General features: G+C 39.6%; 15 protein-coding genes. 3 read left to right on the forward strand and 12 right to left on the reverse strand.

Annotation, left to right across the window (positions count from 1 at the left end; all coding sequences use genetic code 11):
• Window positions 1-6: 6 nt before the first annotated feature.
• From BUE31_RS15000 to BUE31_RS15015, 4 genes are all read right to left on the reverse strand, one after another.
• Window positions 7-1,086, reverse strand: a complete 1,080-nt coding sequence (locus tag BUE31_RS15000) for an imelysin family protein (RefSeq protein ID WP_073404617.1) — start codon at window positions 1,084-1,086, stop codon at window positions 7-9.
• 7 nt (window positions 1,087-1,093) lie between these two features.
• Window positions 1,094-1,519, reverse strand: a complete 426-nt coding sequence (locus BUE31_RS15005; RefSeq protein ID WP_073404618.1) for a QcrA and Rieske domain-containing protein — start codon at window positions 1,517-1,519, stop codon at window positions 1,094-1,096.
• A gap of 4 nt (window positions 1,520-1,523) precedes the next feature.
• Window positions 1,524-2,747 carry a hypothetical protein gene (locus BUE31_RS15010; RefSeq protein WP_073404619.1) on the reverse strand — a complete coding sequence of 408 codons (1,224 nt, stop codon included), beginning with the start codon at window positions 2,745-2,747 and terminating at the stop codon, window positions 1,524-1,526.
• Window positions 2,748-2,897: 150 nt separating this feature from the next.
• A complete protein-coding gene (locus tag BUE31_RS15015; RefSeq protein ID WP_073404620.1) occupies window positions 2,898-3,581 on the reverse strand; it encodes a heme exporter protein CcmB in 684 nt (227 codons plus the stop codon).
• Window positions 3,582-3,689: 108 nt separating this feature from the next.
• On the opposite strand from BUE31_RS15015, the gene BUE31_RS15020 reads away from it, so the two are divergent.
• Window positions 3,690-4,175 (forward strand): methylated-DNA--[protein]-cysteine S-methyltransferase, encoded by a 486-nt coding sequence (locus BUE31_RS15020; RefSeq protein WP_073404621.1) that lies wholly within the window; start codon window positions 3,690-3,692, stop codon window positions 4,173-4,175.
• Here BUE31_RS15020 and BUE31_RS15025 read toward each other — a convergent pair.
• The 8 genes from BUE31_RS15025 to BUE31_RS15060 all read right to left on the reverse strand — a co-directional run bounded on the left by BUE31_RS15025 (window position 4,165) and on the right by BUE31_RS15060 (window position 13,480).
• Window positions 4,165-6,108 (reverse strand): hybrid sensor histidine kinase/response regulator, encoded by a 1,944-nt coding sequence (locus tag BUE31_RS15025; protein ID WP_073404622.1) that lies wholly within the window; start codon window positions 6,106-6,108, stop codon window positions 4,165-4,167. The two genes, BUE31_RS15020 and BUE31_RS15025, sit on opposite strands and share 11 nt — an antisense overlap.
• 24 nt (window positions 6,109-6,132) lie before the next feature.
• Window positions 6,133-6,720, reverse strand: coding sequence for a chemotaxis protein CheB (locus BUE31_RS15030; protein ID WP_159440691.1), 588 nt, complete (start codon window positions 6,718-6,720; stop codon window positions 6,133-6,135).
• Entirely contained in the window at window positions 6,710-7,540 is an 831-nt protein-coding gene (locus tag BUE31_RS15035) for a CheR family methyltransferase (RefSeq protein ID WP_073404623.1), read from the reverse strand. Before BUE31_RS15035 ends, BUE31_RS15030 begins: the two co-directional genes overlap by 11 nt.
• 2 nt (window positions 7,541-7,542) lie before the next feature.
• Window positions 7,543-10,989, reverse strand: a complete 3,447-nt coding sequence (locus tag BUE31_RS15040) for a response regulator (protein WP_073404624.1) — start codon at window positions 10,987-10,989, stop codon at window positions 7,543-7,545.
• A 95-nt stretch (window positions 10,990-11,084) separates the two neighbouring features.
• Complete coding sequence (locus BUE31_RS15045) at window positions 11,085-11,522, reverse strand: hypothetical protein (protein WP_073404625.1); 438 nt, start codon at window positions 11,520-11,522, stop codon at window positions 11,085-11,087.
• Window position 11,523: 1 nt separating this feature from the next.
• Window positions 11,524-11,853 carry a gliding motility protein GldC gene (gene gldC / locus BUE31_RS15050; protein ID WP_073404626.1) on the reverse strand — a complete coding sequence of 110 codons (330 nt, stop codon included), beginning with the start codon at window positions 11,851-11,853 and terminating at the stop codon, window positions 11,524-11,526.
• A 7-nt stretch (window positions 11,854-11,860) separates the two neighbouring features.
• Window positions 11,861-12,127: a hypothetical protein gene (locus tag BUE31_RS15055; RefSeq protein ID WP_073404627.1), complete on the reverse strand. Its 267-nt coding sequence runs from the start codon at window positions 12,125-12,127 to the stop codon at window positions 11,861-11,863.
• 6 nt (window positions 12,128-12,133) lie between these two features.
• A complete protein-coding gene (locus BUE31_RS15060; protein ID WP_073404628.1) occupies window positions 12,134-13,480 on the reverse strand; it encodes a DEAD/DEAH box helicase in 1,347 nt (448 codons plus the stop codon).
• Between the two features lie 256 nt (window positions 13,481-13,736).
• On the opposite strand from BUE31_RS15060, the gene BUE31_RS15065 reads away from it, so the two are divergent.
• Window positions 13,737-14,381 carry a hypothetical protein gene (locus tag BUE31_RS15065; protein ID WP_073404629.1) on the forward strand — a complete coding sequence of 215 codons (645 nt, stop codon included), beginning with the start codon at window positions 13,737-13,739 and terminating at the stop codon, window positions 14,379-14,381.
• Between the two features lie 234 nt (window positions 14,382-14,615).
• Window positions 14,616-15,950: a dihydroorotase gene (locus BUE31_RS15070; protein ID WP_073404630.1), complete on the forward strand. Its 1,335-nt coding sequence runs from the start codon at window positions 14,616-14,618 to the stop codon at window positions 15,948-15,950.
• Window positions 15,951-16,004 lie beyond the last annotated feature (54 nt).

The following is a 16,004-nucleotide window of genomic DNA, read 5'->3' on the forward strand; positions in this document are numbered from 1 at the left end:
TATTTCTTAGTCTTTTATATTAGCCTCAACAAAATCATTCAAGTCACCTTCGATGGTAGCTTTTAAAGTACGGATGGCTGTTTGAATCTGGCCTACCTTGTCCTTATTTGCGTAAATGGCTTTTTCATAAGTAATACCATTTAAAAGGCCAAAAGACGATACCGCAGCATTGGTCAGGGTTTGAATTTTAGCATCAAGCGAGATATTTTTTGATTTTACCAACTCGCTTAAGCTGTGTCCGCTTGCACCATTATATGAGCTTAAATAAGCATTTAATACCCCTTTAATGTTGTTTGTAAAATCGGTAACGGAGTTGTGGGAGAATGATGATTCATCCAATGTTGAATCCTGTGCTGCAAGCGGTGTTTGCATCTTTCCATCAGCTACCTCGTTACAAATATCGGCCATTGAGCCTATCAGCGCCTTAAAAAAAGCCTTACGGGTAGTAAACGTGGTGCTGCCTTTGCCTGCAGTGGTAACCTGCAATGTATAATTACCAGACTGTGAGGGATCCCAGCTATCCCGTAATTGTTTAGTGGTATTATATAAACTTTGTGCTAATGATGAAAGGTATGCTTTTTGACGATCTGTTATCTGTGCGGCTTTTTTGGTGCCGCCAACACCATAAATAATATATTCAATGGCATGGAAACCTTTTAATGTTGTTCCAAGTTGTTGTATATCTTCAACTGCAAGTGGGTTACTGCTAGTTAATAATGAGTCAAGGTCTACTTTGTTTACCGGCCAGTCGTCCATTGTTGGATCGTAGTTAAAATCCTCAACAGGGCCAAACAGGAACCCCTCGCATGATTCCCATGCCGCACGGGTATTTTTCCATGCATCCTGTGTCGCTTTAAGGTTTGCATCGTTTGGTGTAGCAATAAATAATGCAGCAGCATCTTTCATTATCCCTGCTTTGGTTTCAATATCCAGGTAGTTGGGGTTTGCCAGGTTAGTTGGAAAATCTGCCAGCACCTGGCCTTCAAGCGTACCATCGGTATTTGTTTTTGTGGGCGTATTATTTTTTGAGCAGCTGGCAATGGCAACTGCAACTATACAAAACAGGGTAATTATTTTAGTTTTCATAGGTATACTAACTTATACTAATTATTATTTGATCAGATTCTATTTGAGTGGGATACTTTTTTAGCGGGCGCTCGGCAGGTCCGTTTGTAACACGGCCTTCGTTATCAAAAGCGCTGCCATGCAGGGTGCATTTAAAGCCATTACCTGCTGATATAAGTTGGTTATCAGCATGGGTGCAGCGTAACAATAAGGCGGTATAGCTACCGTCTTTTTCTTTTTTCAGGCCTATGTTATAATATAAGTTTTTAGGCTGAATAAGCTGAAAATCGCTGTTTGCAAACAAACTCACAGGTACTGCTATTTTATTATTGGCTATAGTAGTTTTATAAACCGGCAAGGCTGTACCACACGAAGCCAGCGAGCCAATAAGCATGCCTGCTCCCGTTGCCAGGCATAGCGAACATGATTGCTTTACAAATTTCCTTCTGTCCATATCATTAAAATGAAAACGCAAGACCAAGATTAACCAGGTTATTATTTTGCTGGTAAGGCAAGGCAGCAGGGTTTGGATTAACTATCAGTTCAGGATTTTGAGCGCCTGTGTGTATGATCCGTACATCGGCTTTTATAGCCACATTACGAATAGGCAAATAGGTAAAACCTGCAACAACATGGTTTTGATCAAGCGTTCCGTCAACAATTCCGTTTGAAGGAACGCTTGCATTTATATCAAGCTTTTCATCGCGCACAAAAACAATAAGCTGCTGATCATGTAATTTTCTTAAATGATGCAAAAGGTCATAGGCCAGCTCAACATAAGCGCCATATTCGGTTTTTGGCGTATTGTTGGCGTAGGCCCTGTTTATATTTTCAGCATCGGGGATAGCTACTATCGCACCCAAAGCCTTAAAAAAGAACCCGTTTCTTGCATATTGAATATCGCCTTCGCCAATAGCTAAAGGTGTACCAAATATGCCCGAGCTTAAATTAAGGCTATCCGCTTTGCGTTTGCTCACCCCTACCGTACCGCCATAATACCCTGCTAACTGGGCTTTAAAATCTCCCTGGTAATATTGTATTGAAGCAGTTACCGCCAGGTTGTTCCCGGTTGCGTTACGCCCCTCAAATCTGCCATCTCTAATCCCGGTGCCATGATTAAACATCCCCGAGCTTACGCCATTTACCAACCCTACCGAATAGTTTAAGGGCAAACCATTTAAACTACCATAAAGACCGATACCTAATTCGCGCCAGGTTGCCGGAAGGATAAATGTTTCTACATAATTACGTTCATTACCGTTAAAGGTGTTAGGCAGGTGGTTTTCGTTCAGGATCCCTATCCGTGGTATAAACAAACCTGCAACTATATACTGATTGGCGTTTAAATTAAATTTAAGATAGGCTTGCTCAATAGCAACCTCACCGCCGCTTTCGCCACCGCTAACTTTTGCATCCTCAACTTCAAGCTCAGAAAAAATAGAAATTTTATTATTGAACTTATGTCCGGTAAAAATTACAAATCGTTCTAAATCCAGCCTTGAAGTACCCAAATTCTTATCCCGTTGGTAAAACGCATTACCATAACCACCTATGGTGGTTGAGCTTTTTGAAATGTTATTATTTAATGAATCTTCAGAAGTTACCGGCGCTGTTCTTTGCGCAAATAAGGTTCCGGCTATCAAAAAAAGTATAATTGATAAAGTAAAAGTTTTTGTTTGCATCTAATATCTATTTGTCAGCAAAAATAGTAGTTTATTTAGACTTAATCCAAATAAAAGATAAAATTTATCCTATCAGGACGTAACTCCTTGTGAAGTGAAAGTTGTTAGCAAAAAAAGGGGAAAGAGTGAAGCAATGCCGAAGTGTCTATGTTAATCGCGCCATAGAAAGGGAAACAAAATAAGCGAGGTGGTAATTACAATTACATTGATAGCTAAAAGCACACCAATATTGCCATAGCTTAAACTTCTGTCAATGCCATCCATAGCGCTTTTGCTAAGCTTGATGAGCACTAAAATAACGGGGATAATTACAGGGAAGCTTAATATGGCCATCAGCGTACCGTTATTACCCGCCTTTGAGGCAATGGCCGAAATCATGGTAAAAACAGTAGAAAAGCTAATGCTGCCCAGCAAAACTGTTAAAAAATAATAGAGCGGATCGCCAATGGTGTTATTAAAAAAAATCATATAAATTGGCAGCGCCAAACCACTTAACAACGACATTAATAAAATATTATAAATGGTTTTTGAAAGGATGATTGCCTCAGGACTTGCGATAGAGTAATAATACAGCAAGCGGCTCTTACTCTCCTGCATAAAGCTTTTGGCAATGGCATTAACCGAGGCAAAAAGTATAATTATCCAGAATAAAACATTCCAAACTATCGGATAACCTTTGGTACCGGTAAAACCCGGGTTTAGGTTAAAGGAGATATAGCAAATAAACACAGTTGAAACCACGTAGAGCAAAACTCCATTAAAAGCGTATTTTGAACGCCACTCCAATACAATTTCCTTTTTTAAAAGATATATGGTTTGATTGAAGAGTTGCATGGGGCAAAGATAATTTTTTCATTGGTCATTTGTCACTGGTCATTAGTTGATTTGGCGAAAAAATCATGACCTTTACAATTTATAAATCACTAACTCACTAATTAAACAATGCCTGTTGCTTATTATAAATCCCCCATTGGTATTATATGCATAACTGAGGAAGATGAATTAATAACTTCTGTTTATGCGCTTGACGAGGAGCATGAAGTATTGCCACCTGAAACACCTTTATTACAAACTGCCATACAGCAGCTTGATGAATATTTTGCAGGTAAAAGAAAAGATTTCGACTTACCCGTTAAGCAACAGGGTTCAGCATTTCAGCAGCAGGTTTGGGGCCAGCTAACTAAAATAGCTTATGGCAAAACCATAAGTTATATGCAGCAATCAAAATTAATGAATAATCCATTGGGCATAAGGGCAATTGCATCAGCCAATGGCAAAAACCATTTATTAATAGTTGTCCCCTGTCACCGGGTTATTGGGTCTGACGGCAGCCTTACTGGTTTTGGCTGCGGAATATGGCGTAAAAAATGGTTGCTTGAACACGAAGCCAAAGTGCTGGGTGTAGGGCAAACCACACTTAACTTTTAACCAGTTCTTTTGGAGCTAATAAGCTTTTTATTTTTCCATGCAGCTCATGTGGCTGAAAGGGTTTTGATAATAAGTCATTCATCCCGGCTGCGATAGCTTCCTGCTGCTCATAATCAAATGCTGCGGCTGATAATGAAATGATAGGGATACTCCGCTTTGGCTCTTCAAAATTAATGCGGATGCTTCTTGCTGTTTCATAACCATTCAATTCAGGCATGTGCGTATCCATTAATATCAGGTCGTAGTTTTTAGCCTGTAACTTATCAAGTACCTTGCGTCCATTATCAACAATATCAACATCCATACTCCAATCTTTAAGCATTTTTGATAGCATAAATTGGTTAACCACGTTATCCTCGGCAACTAAAACGCTTATATTTTCAAACAGTTCCACGGGTGGTTTCACATCCTCAATAACAGCTTTTTCCTTCGGTTTAGCAGCCAACATGTAAAGGTTAACAAAAGTAAACGCACTACCTTTACCTGTTTCACTCTTAACAGTAATTTCTCCGCCCTTTAATTCAACCAGTTTTTTAACAATGGCAAGGCCTAAACCGGTTCCTCCATATTTGGAGGCTGTACTATCATCGGCTTGTTCAAATGCTTCAAAAACATTTGTAAGCCTGTCTGGAGAGATCCCAATTCCGCTGTCTTCAATAATGAATTGTAATTTTACCTGGTTTGCATCTTTTTCAAGTACCGATATTTTTAATATCACATACCCACGTTCGGTAAATTTAATGGCATTGCTTAACAGATTCATTAAGATCTGGTTTAAGCGCAAAGAATCGACCATTATATTCACCGGAACATCCGGAGCTATTTCCAATAAAAATTCAATATTACTTTCGTCCGCTTTAAATTTAAGTAACCCGTATACAGACTTTACCAGGTCGTGCAGGTTATTTGGCGAACGTACGATGCTAAATTTACCAGCCTCCATTTTTGAAATATCAAGCACATCATTAATTACGCCCAGTAATGATTGTGATGATACTTCCAGCAGATTGATCATACCGTTTTGCTGCTCATTAAGCTCTGTTTTATGTAAAAGAGCAGTTAAGCCTATAATGCCGTTAATAGGAGTGCGCAGCTCGTGGCTCATGTTAGCCAAAAAGATTTCTTTTACCTTTTTACCATATTCAGCATTTTCTTTTGATTTGATAAGCTGGTTTTGGTAGCTCTTTTGGGCAGATACGTCACTTATATTAAAAAACAGCGCTTTATTTTGATATGCAACACGGCATTCGGCCCAAATTATCCTTTTGCTAAAAGTGTTAAACTGAAACTCAAATACAGAAGTACTTATATTATCTTTTATAATTTCACCCAGTTTTATCCTGAAAGCCGACCTTTGATGTTCAACCGCAAAATCAATAATGCTTTTACCAATTAACGTTGCCGGTTTTGAGCCGATAATTTTTTCGGATGCCGGATTAATTGTTTGAATCCTAAAGTCATGCGCATCAACCACACAGATAATATCAGCTGAGTTCTTTACAATAACAGCAAAGTTTTCAAGTTCCAGGTTTTTCTTCTTAATATCTGCCTGGTAACGGGCCAGTTGTATAAATGAGTCTACTTTTGCCGAAGTAATATAAGGATCAAGCGGCTTATACAGGTAATCAACAGCTCCCGTACCTAAACCCCTTACTGCATATTTCGTTTCTTTTGATATTGCGGTAACAAAAATTACAAGAATATCCCTGGTACGTGCATTTGATTTCAGCATTTCAACAAATTCAAACCCATTCATTTCAGGCATTTGAACATCAACCAAAGCAATGGAGATCTGATTTTCCCAGGCCAATTTCAAGCCTTCATTTGGGGATGTTGTGGAAAATATTTTTATATCGTCGCGTTCAAGCAATGCTCTAAGCGCTATAATATTTTCTTCCCTGTCGTCAACAATCAGAATATTAATGGGGATCATCTAAGGTAAATGGGGGTAAATTTATTAATTCTGCAAAAGTACAAAAATCTCGTTACTCTTTAAAACATAATCAGTTGCGTTAATACTTATGGCCTTTTTAGGCATTTCAGGCATCTCCGCATCATCAGGATGTTGCGCAATGGTTAATGAGCCGGTGTTTTTTAATTTAAGCAAACCCTGGGCGCCATCCTCATTTGCCCCGGAAAACAATATCGCCGTACAACGATCATTATAGATCTCTGCTGCACTTTCAAATGTAATATCAATTGATGGCTTTGAATACCAGAGGGCGTCAGATACATCCAGGGCAAATGAATGATCTTTTTCAATTAAAACGTGATAATTTGCCGGGGCTATATAAATCGTATTTTTATTTATTTTGTCCTTATCGCTAATTTCCCTTATTGGCATACTGCTATTTTCGGCAAACAGTTTTTCAATTGAACTTTGAAAATTTCTTTTCCGGTGCATAATAATGATCACCACTTTATCCAGAGAAGGAGGTAAAATTTTCACAATATGAAACAACAGCTTGAATGAGCCCGCAGAGCCGCCTAACAACAGTATTTCAGAGTTATGCCAGCGATCAGCTATGTTTTTATCAATATCCAATTTTTTGGTAAATATTTTCCTTTAGGTTAACCGCCTTAAATTTCTTTTTAAAAGAATCAGACCTGATGGTTTCTTTACTGCCAAGACATAAGAAACCGTGCGGGCATAAACTTTTATAAAAAAGTTCCAGTATTTTTTCCTGCAGCTGCATTTCAAAATATATAAAAACGTTGCGGCAGCTAATTAACTGAAACTCATTAAAAACCGTATCGGATATTAAATTATGAACAGAAAATAAAGTATTGGTCTTTAGTTCGCTGTGAACTGTGGCTGCATCATACATGGTGGTAAAATGATCTGTAAGCGATCCTTTTAAACCTGATAACTGATAATTTTCGGCATAGCTTTTTATATTACGGTAACTGTAAATACCCATACGTGCCTCTTTTAAAACAACCGTATTTACATCTGTGCCATATATAAATGATTTATTTTTAAGCCCGGCCTGGTCCAGTAATATTGCCAGCGAGTAAACTTCTTCGCCAGATGAACACCCCGCCGACCATATTTTTATATGCTGATAAGTTGAAAGATATGGAACGACCTGGTTATTAAGCGCTTTATAAAATGAAGGGTCGCGAAACATTTCAGTAACGTTCACTGTAATCTCTTCTAAAAAATTCTGAAAAAAATCAGGACTATTTACCAGTGTATGTTTCAGGTCGTAATATTCCAGCTTTTTAATCATCATTATCCTGCTAAGCCTTCTTTTTAGGGATGCTTTTGAATACTCTGAAAAATCAAATCCGTGAACTTTTTTTACCAGGTCAATAAGTTCTGTAATCTGCTCAGCTGTTAATCCTTGTGAAGAAACATTCATATTTAGCTCCCCAGCCAAAGCTGCATTAATGAAACCAACCTATCCATATCAACCGGCTTTGTTATATAATCATTGGCTCCGGCAGCTATACATTTTTCACGGTCGTCCATCATTGCTTTGGCAGTTAAAGCTATTACAGGCAGCTTGGCCCATTTGTTTTGTTTTCTTATATATCTTGTTGCTTCGTAACCATCCATTACCGGCATCATAATATCCATCAGCACCAAATCAATATCTTTAATAACTTCCAGCTTATCAATGGCTTCCTGTCCGTCACTGGCAATTTCCACAATCATATCATAGCTCTGGAGTGCGCTGCTCAAGGCAAAAATATTGCGCATATCGTCGTCAACAATCAATACTTTTTTGCCTTTAATAACATCCTTGCCCTGCGTAATCATCTTGTTTTTTGGTATAGAAACTATATCGGCCGACTGATCTGCCAACTCACGTACCTTATTTAAAAACAGGTTAACCTCATCAATAAGCCTATCGGCAGATTTTGTGGTTTTAACCACCATGGCATTGGCGTAATGCATGAGCCTGCTAACCGAGGCTTTATCAAGTTCCATTGCCGTATTAATAATTACTGGCAGCGCCTTAAACCGGTCAATCTCCTTTATCTTATCTAAAAAGTCGAGCCCTGAAATATCCGGCAGGTTAAGATCAAGTATTACACATTGATATTCCTTTTCATGAAGCATCCTGAATGCAGATTCGCCGTCAAAGGCCTGGTCAACCGTAATGCCCTGGCTCTGCATCATGTCATTCAGCGCCTGGCTTTGCGTTTTATTATCTTCAACCAATAATATTTGGGTAAATTTAGTTCCGTTTTGCTGCATTATATCGATAAATAATTTATCGAGTGTGCCGGTATCAATTGGCTTTTTAAGGAAGCTTATTGCGCCTTCCCGGCGAACACGATTAGCCGCTGCTTCTCCTGCCGACATCAGGTGAACGGGGATATGCATGGTTTGCTCATCCTGTTTTAACTCCTTTAATATTTGCCATCCATCCTTACCCGGCAGCATAATATCAAGTATCACCGCATCAGGCTGATTTTCTTTTATAACCTCAACCGCATTTGTGCCTTCGTAAACCATTATTGACTTATAACCATGATCGCGTGAATAATCATGAAGAATATCGGCGAAGTTCTTATCGTCCTCAACAATTACAACCAGCGGTTCTTTGTCAGTAACTTTAACAACCGGCCTTGCAGGTTTTAAAAATTGCATTTCAGGAGCAAATGTTTCAACCGTTGGCGATGTTATTTCATCAGGCTGTGTTACTGCCAGGGCTTTTAAAGGTATGGTTAGTATAAATTCACTTCCTCCGCCATGCTCACTGGTTACGGTAATTTTACCACCAAGCAGAGTAACAAGTTCACGGCTTATTGATAAGCCCAGGCCTGTACCTCCAAATCTGCGGCTGGTTGATCCATCCGCTTGCTGAAATGCTTCAAATATTATTTTTTGCTTATCATGCGGTATGCCTATTCCCGAATCTTTTATACAAAAGCTTATCGTTTTTTCTTCATCCCCCGGAACCACATTTACAGCAATTGAACCACTCTCTGGGGTAAACTTAAAAGCATTTGAAAGCAGGTTTTTCAGTACCTGTTCAACCCTTACTTTATCGGTAAATATGCTCTTTGGTAAATGTTTACTGGTGGTAATGGTATAATTTATTTTCTTATTGCGGGCAACTTCGGCAAACAACATTTCCATGTCATGCAAAATATCGGCAACTTTAACATTATCATTCTGCATATCAAGCTTACCCGATTCGATCTTTGAAAGATCAAGAATATCATTGATCAGGGTAAGCAGGTCATTCCCGGCATTAAATATTACGCTGGCATATTTAATCTGATCTTCCGAAAGATTTGCCGGCTTATTATCCTTTAAAATTCGGGCTAATACCAGTATACTGTTTAATGGTGTGCGCAGCTCATGGCTCATATTTGCTAAAAACTCCGATTTGTATTTCCCGGTGGTTTCCAACTCGCCAACCTTTATATTTATTGCTCTGCGGGCTTCTTCAATAGCCTGGTTTTTTTCTTCAAGCAGGCTTGCCTTTTCTTCCAGCTCGGCGTTGGTTGTGCGCAGCTCCTCCTGTTGTACCCGCATCTCTTCTTCTGATGCCTGCAGCATTTCAGTTTTACTTAACAACTCTTCATTGGTAACCCGCATCTCTTCCTGCTGGGCTTCAAGCTCCTCTGCCTGCTGCTGCACTTGCAATAGCAGCTCGTGCAGTATGGTGCGCGCCTGCGCCGTATTAACCGCAATACCAATATCATTAGCCACTGCTAAAATGTAGTTGCTGCTGTTTTTATCAAGCTCATTGGCAAATGCAATTTCAATAACCCCCTTTAGCTTTTTATCAAAAAAGAAAGGCACAATAAAGCTTTCTATTATCTCCTGGTGAATTAGTGACGACCCCAATTCAAGCTTATCATTTAATTTACCTTTTACAACCGCCGCCTTTTCATCATGTGCTACCTGCCCCAACCATCCCTCTGATACTTTAACAGTTTTTTTTAAAGCATCCGGGCTATTAAATGCATAGGATGCATAAAGTTCAAGAATCTGCTCCTCCTCGTTAAATAAGTAAAATGTGCCTGTTAACGCTTTGGTATAATTACAAATCTCGGTAAGTACGTTGCCTGCCAGCTCTCTTTCACTTTGCTGCCCCTGCATCCTTTCATTAATTGATCCGGTCCCGGTTAGCAGCCAGTTTTTAGCTTTGTTTTCATCAAGTACAACTTCAAGCTCGCTATTAGCTACTTTTATCTCCTGCTCAATCTTTTTCTGCCTTTCAAAAGTACCCTGGATATAAATAAACAGTACAACTATTATAACCAAAAACACAATAGAGCCAATCACAATGGTATCAATGGCTTTTGATGAAGCAGCCTGTGAGCTTGATTTCCGTACAGTTAGCAGGTTATTCTCAGTATTCTTCATATGGTCAATCAGCGAACGGATCTCATCCATATTTTGCTTACCGTTAACCAGCATATTATTATTAACCATATAATCCAGTCCCTGGACCTGCCTAACCTCAATATTTGTCTTTAAAATATTAAGCTGGGCACTAACCAGCGTTGCCAATGAATCAATCCTTCTTACCTGCAATGGGTTGTCTGCAATTTGCTCTCTAAGCTGTTCTATATCACCTTTGATATTCGGCAAAGCAGCGTTATAAGGATCAAGAAAAGCAGGTTTATTAGTTGCTACAAATCCGCGCATGCCTGTTTCGGCATCAATCATTAACTGCAGCAAATTGGTTGAGGCTTTTATTACTTTTTGGGTATGTTCAACCCTATTGGAGTCGTTTTCAAGTTGACTAATACTTTTGTAGGATAATATCCCAACCGCTAACACCAATATTACAGACACAGCAAAGCCAGCGAATACTTGCTGGCGAAAAGAAAATCTTAACATGTAGGTTGTTTTAAGAGATACAAATATGTTAAAAAAAATATTTTTAAATATACTTATTTGAGTAACAAGCAATTGAAATGATTAAACAATCTGAGTTAATTTTGTTTTGATCCAGACTCAAAATTATTTTCAAAGCTCCTCTTTCTGCCAAAAACAACACCGCCTAATGCCAGTAAAGCCCCGCCAAACAACAAGTACCAACCCCATTTGAACTTTATTTGCCTTGTTAAAAATGCATCGATTGAATGAAAAGGGATAAAACTGAACGAGGTATGAACCTTTAACCAGGCCAGCACATAAAACAAAATCACCAGCCCTAACGAAAATAATGCAGCCATCCTGGTTATTTTGGGTTGATTAAACACGGTTCCCAGGATGCCCACGGTTGCAACAAGCAGCAGCACCATACCATAAGGCTTATTAGCGCCAAAAGCATCAATATTATACAAATGGAACGGACGTAAAATTGGGCAATAGGTACCTGCAATGATTATTACAAAGCCAATAAACGAGGTTAATACATTAAGGCGCATTTTATTTTTTTATTTCCATTTTATCGGCAAAGTGGGCACAATAATCACGCAGGTCTTCTACAATATTTGTTTCGCCAGTTGCGCGTAAAAAGCTATCGCCCATGGTTTGCAGGGTTTCGTAAAAAAAGCGTTTCATCTCGTCAACAGGCATATCCTTTGTCCAAAGATCAATACGCAATGTATTTTTATAGTTCTGATCCCAAAGGGCCAGCATTATTGATTTTACAGGCAATGCCTCCTTGTTTTGCGCATCTGTTGATTCCCACATAATATTTTCGGGAACATTGTCATCATCAAGTTGTATAGTAAGCTTTATTTCAGCAGTCTTCATTTATAAATTATTTAACAAGTAAAAATATAATAGCCGCCAAAGTTATAAAGCTTAGCTCTACTATCCATAATTTTTTAGTGGCCGGGAAGAAATTACGGAACATTATATCCATAAATGACACTACAACTGCAAACAGGATAAAGATCCACCCTACTGCCGTGCTCATTGTTTTAAAATGCGTACCCGAAATTTGAACACCATATACCCAGCTATAAACAGCTACAACTAAAAGAAATGCGCTTGCAAAATTCAGGGGGGTAATCCTAAGCTTCATATTGTATTAATGTTTTTTCCTGTATGATTTTGGCGATTTAGTTCTTTTTGCGGCTGGCCTGCCTGATGCTTTCGCTTTGGCTGCATCAAACTTTTTATGCTGGTTCAGGGTTTTCTTTTCATGAAAAGCACCTTTAAAGTCAGGGTCTTCTTTTCGCTTTTGCATGTCAACCTCTTTGGCCTGCTCCTGTTTTTCCTCATAAGGAGTTGCCTCAATAAACACATCAACGGGAATATCAGTTACCGGAATGGTTTGTTTTATCAACTTCTCAATTTTGCGGATATAATATTCTTCATTCGGGCTGCAAAAAGTGATCGCCTCGCCTGATTGGTAAGCGCGTCCAGTTCTACCAATTCGGTGCACATAGTCTTCAATAACAACCGGCACATCAAAATTTATCACATGGCTCACATCGCTCACGTCAATACCGCGTGACGCTACATCCGTGGCCACAAGTATTTTCACTTCATCGGCTTTAAAAGCATTAATGGCATTTATGCGGGTGTTTTGCCCTTTATTGGCATGCAATACCTTAACTTCTTTTTCGCCAAACTTGCGGAGTAAAAACTTATATACATCCTCTGCGGCTAACCTGGTTTTACAAAAGATGATCAGCTTTTTTATATCATCTTCAACATCAAGCAGCTTTCTGAGCAGGTTTATTTTGGTTTTAACATTCGGCACAAAGTATAAGTGCTGGTTTACCGTTTGCGCCGGAGTAGCCTGCGGTGTTACCTCGATAATAGTAGGAAACTCCAGGAAATTATTGGAAAGCTCATGGATCTTGTCTGACATGGTGGCCGAAAAAAGCAGGTTTTGCCGCTTTACGGGTACCACTTCCAAAATGCGGTTTATCTGTGGCATAAAGCCCATGTCCATCATTTTGTCGGCTTCATCCAGCACCAAAACCTGTAATGTTTTGGTAACAATGTGGCCGGCAAGATAAATGTCCATAAAGCGGCCGGGGGTAGCCACAATAATATCAACTCCTTTATTTATTTGCTCTATTTGAGTTTTGGGGCCAAGGCCGCCATATAAAACAACAACACGCAGGTCAGTATTGGCAGCAAAGGCTTTTACATTTTCCTCTATCTGCATAGCCAGCTCGCGCGTTGGTGATATGATCAGTGCACGGGCATTATCCCCCTGGGCATATTTAAGCTTCATAAGGATCGGCAAAACATAGGCCGCAGTTTTACCCGTACCGGTTTGCGCAATGCCCATTACATCCTGCCCGTTCAATATCGGCGGAATAGCTTTTTGCTGGATAGGCGTAGCCTCCGTATAACCGGCATCGGCAATTGCATTTAAAATTTGCCGGTTAAATTTAAATTCTTCGAAAGATACACCCATCGGGCAAAGATAGGGTTTATAGTCCGAAAGTCGGGAAAGTCAGTAAAGTCCGAAAGTTTAATTGCGGAATTCAGAGGGTTGAATGCGGAATGACATTCCTGTTAATTTGCATCAAGATTACTTTTTCTTTCGGTCTTTCGGACTTTCCCGACTTTCGGACTTCCCAAAAATCTTTTTCGTCGGCACATTGTAGCTATTCATCTATTCATTGCGTATTAATTAACATAACAACTTACCTTGCATCAAATTTTATAACATGAAACAAAAATTACTCGCATTATCTATTTTATTTTTCGCCTGCATAGGCACAGTATCAGCTCAAACAGGTCACAAAGGCGAATATTACCTTGGCGGCAGCCTGAGCTATGATTACAGCACGTACGGATCATCAAATACTTACAATTATAACGATGGTTACACTATTTACACGACCAGCAAGATCTCTTCATTTAGCATCAGGCCCGAGTTTGGTTTTTTCATAAGCGATAAGTGGTCAATCGGCGTCCAACCGGTTTACTCACGTACAGCGGGTACCGAAACATCAAATTATCATTCATATACAACTCCGGCTAACAATTATATTTCGAGTGATAATTATCATAACGACGTGGTTGGCATAGGTGTGCACGCCCGCTATTACGCCATGATATCTGATAAATTTGGCTTTTTCCCTGAATTTGGCATAAGTACTTTAAACAATACCACTTACTTTAAATACGGCACGTTTAGTCTTGGCGTTACTCCTAACTTTGTGTTTTTCCCTACGCCAAAACTTGGTGTTAATCTTGGCTTTGGCGGTGCAGCTTATAACCTCGATTATCAAACTAAAAACAGCACCTTCCACGCAGGCCTTAATGATAATATCTCTTTCGGGCTTAACTATTTTTGGGGAAGAAAGTGATTTTTGATTTCGGATGTCGGATTTTCGATTTCGGATTTAATGTCTGAACCAGGATTCAGCTGATTAATGGATTATTGAGATGTTTGTTGCAATTAAGGATCAAGTAATCCTAAAATCTTTTAATCATGGTTCAAATGCGGAAGTCGGAATGCCGATTGCGGAATGTTTTAGTACAATTCTTTCTTTCGGACTTTCCGACTTCCGGACTTTCTGACTTATACCTATCTTTGCGTTATGAGCTCAATCCTTATAAAATCAGCAACAATAGTTAATGAAAATCGGCAGTTTGTTGCTGATGTTTTGGTAAAAGATGGTTTTATTGACCGAATTGATAAGCATATTGACGCTGCTGCCGATAAAGAGATAAATGCCGAAGGCCTGCATCTCTTCCCAGGTTGCATTGACGACCAGGTGCATTTCCGTGAACCGGGCCTGACCCACAAAGCAAATATTCACTCTGAATCAAGAGCGGCTGTTGCGGGTGGGATCACTTCGTTTATGGAGATGCCCAATACTGTACCAAATACGCTTACGCAGCAATTACTGCAGGATAAATATGATATAGGTGCACGCACTTCGCTGGCTAATTACTCTTTCTTCATGGGCGCCTCAAATGATAATATTGATGAGGTATTAAAAACAGATACTGCCAATGTTTGCGGCATTAAGGTTTTTATGGGCTCATCAACCGGTAATATGCTGGTGGATGATCCTAATACACTTGAGCGCATCTTTGCACAATCACCAATGCTGGTTGCTACGCACTGCGAGGATGAAGCCACTATAAAAAGCAATCTTGAGCATTACAAACAATTATTGGGCGAGAATATCCCGGTAAAACTGCATCCCAAGATCAGGAGCGCCGAAGCCTGTTACCTGTCCTCGTCAATGGCGGTTGACCTTGCGAAAAAGCACAATACACGATTGCATATTTTACATATCTCTACAGAAAAAGAAACTTACCTGTTTGACAATTCCATCCCGTTAAAAGATAAAAGGATAACCGCCGAGGCCTGTATCCATCACCTTTGGTTTACCGACAAGGATTACGAAACCAAGGGCAACCTTATAAAATGGAACCCGGCTGTAAAAACAGCGCACGACCGCGATGGCATTTTAAAAGCCGTACTAAACGGGCGTATTGATATAATAGCAACCGACCACGCCCCGCACACACTGGAAGAAAAATCATTGCCTTACCTTCAAGCACCATCCGGCGGACCATTGGTGCAACATGCGTTGCCCGCTATGCTTGAATTATATCACCAGGGTAAGATCAGCCTGGAACAAATTGCCGAAAAAATGGCGCACAATGTTGCAGTATGTTTCCAGATAGAAAAACGCGGTTTTATCCGGGAAGGTTATTGGGCCGACCTTGTGCTGGCCGATCTAAATGCCCCATGGAAAGTTAACAAGGATAACATTTTATACAAATGTAAATGGAGCCCGTTTGAAGGAACTACCTTTAAATCAAAAATTGCCTATACCATTGTATCAGGCAATGTTGTGTGGACTGACGGAAGCTTACATGAAGGTGAGGCCGGTAAACGACTGAGCTTTATCAGATAATTCGTTTAAGTTAAATTCATTTTTGTCATTGCGAGGTACCAAGCAATCGCGGAC

Origin of the sequence: Mucilaginibacter sp. OK098 (genome assembly GCF_900142915.1) — a bacterium.
Classification (GTDB): Bacteria; Bacteroidota; Bacteroidia; order Sphingobacteriales; family Sphingobacteriaceae; genus Mucilaginibacter.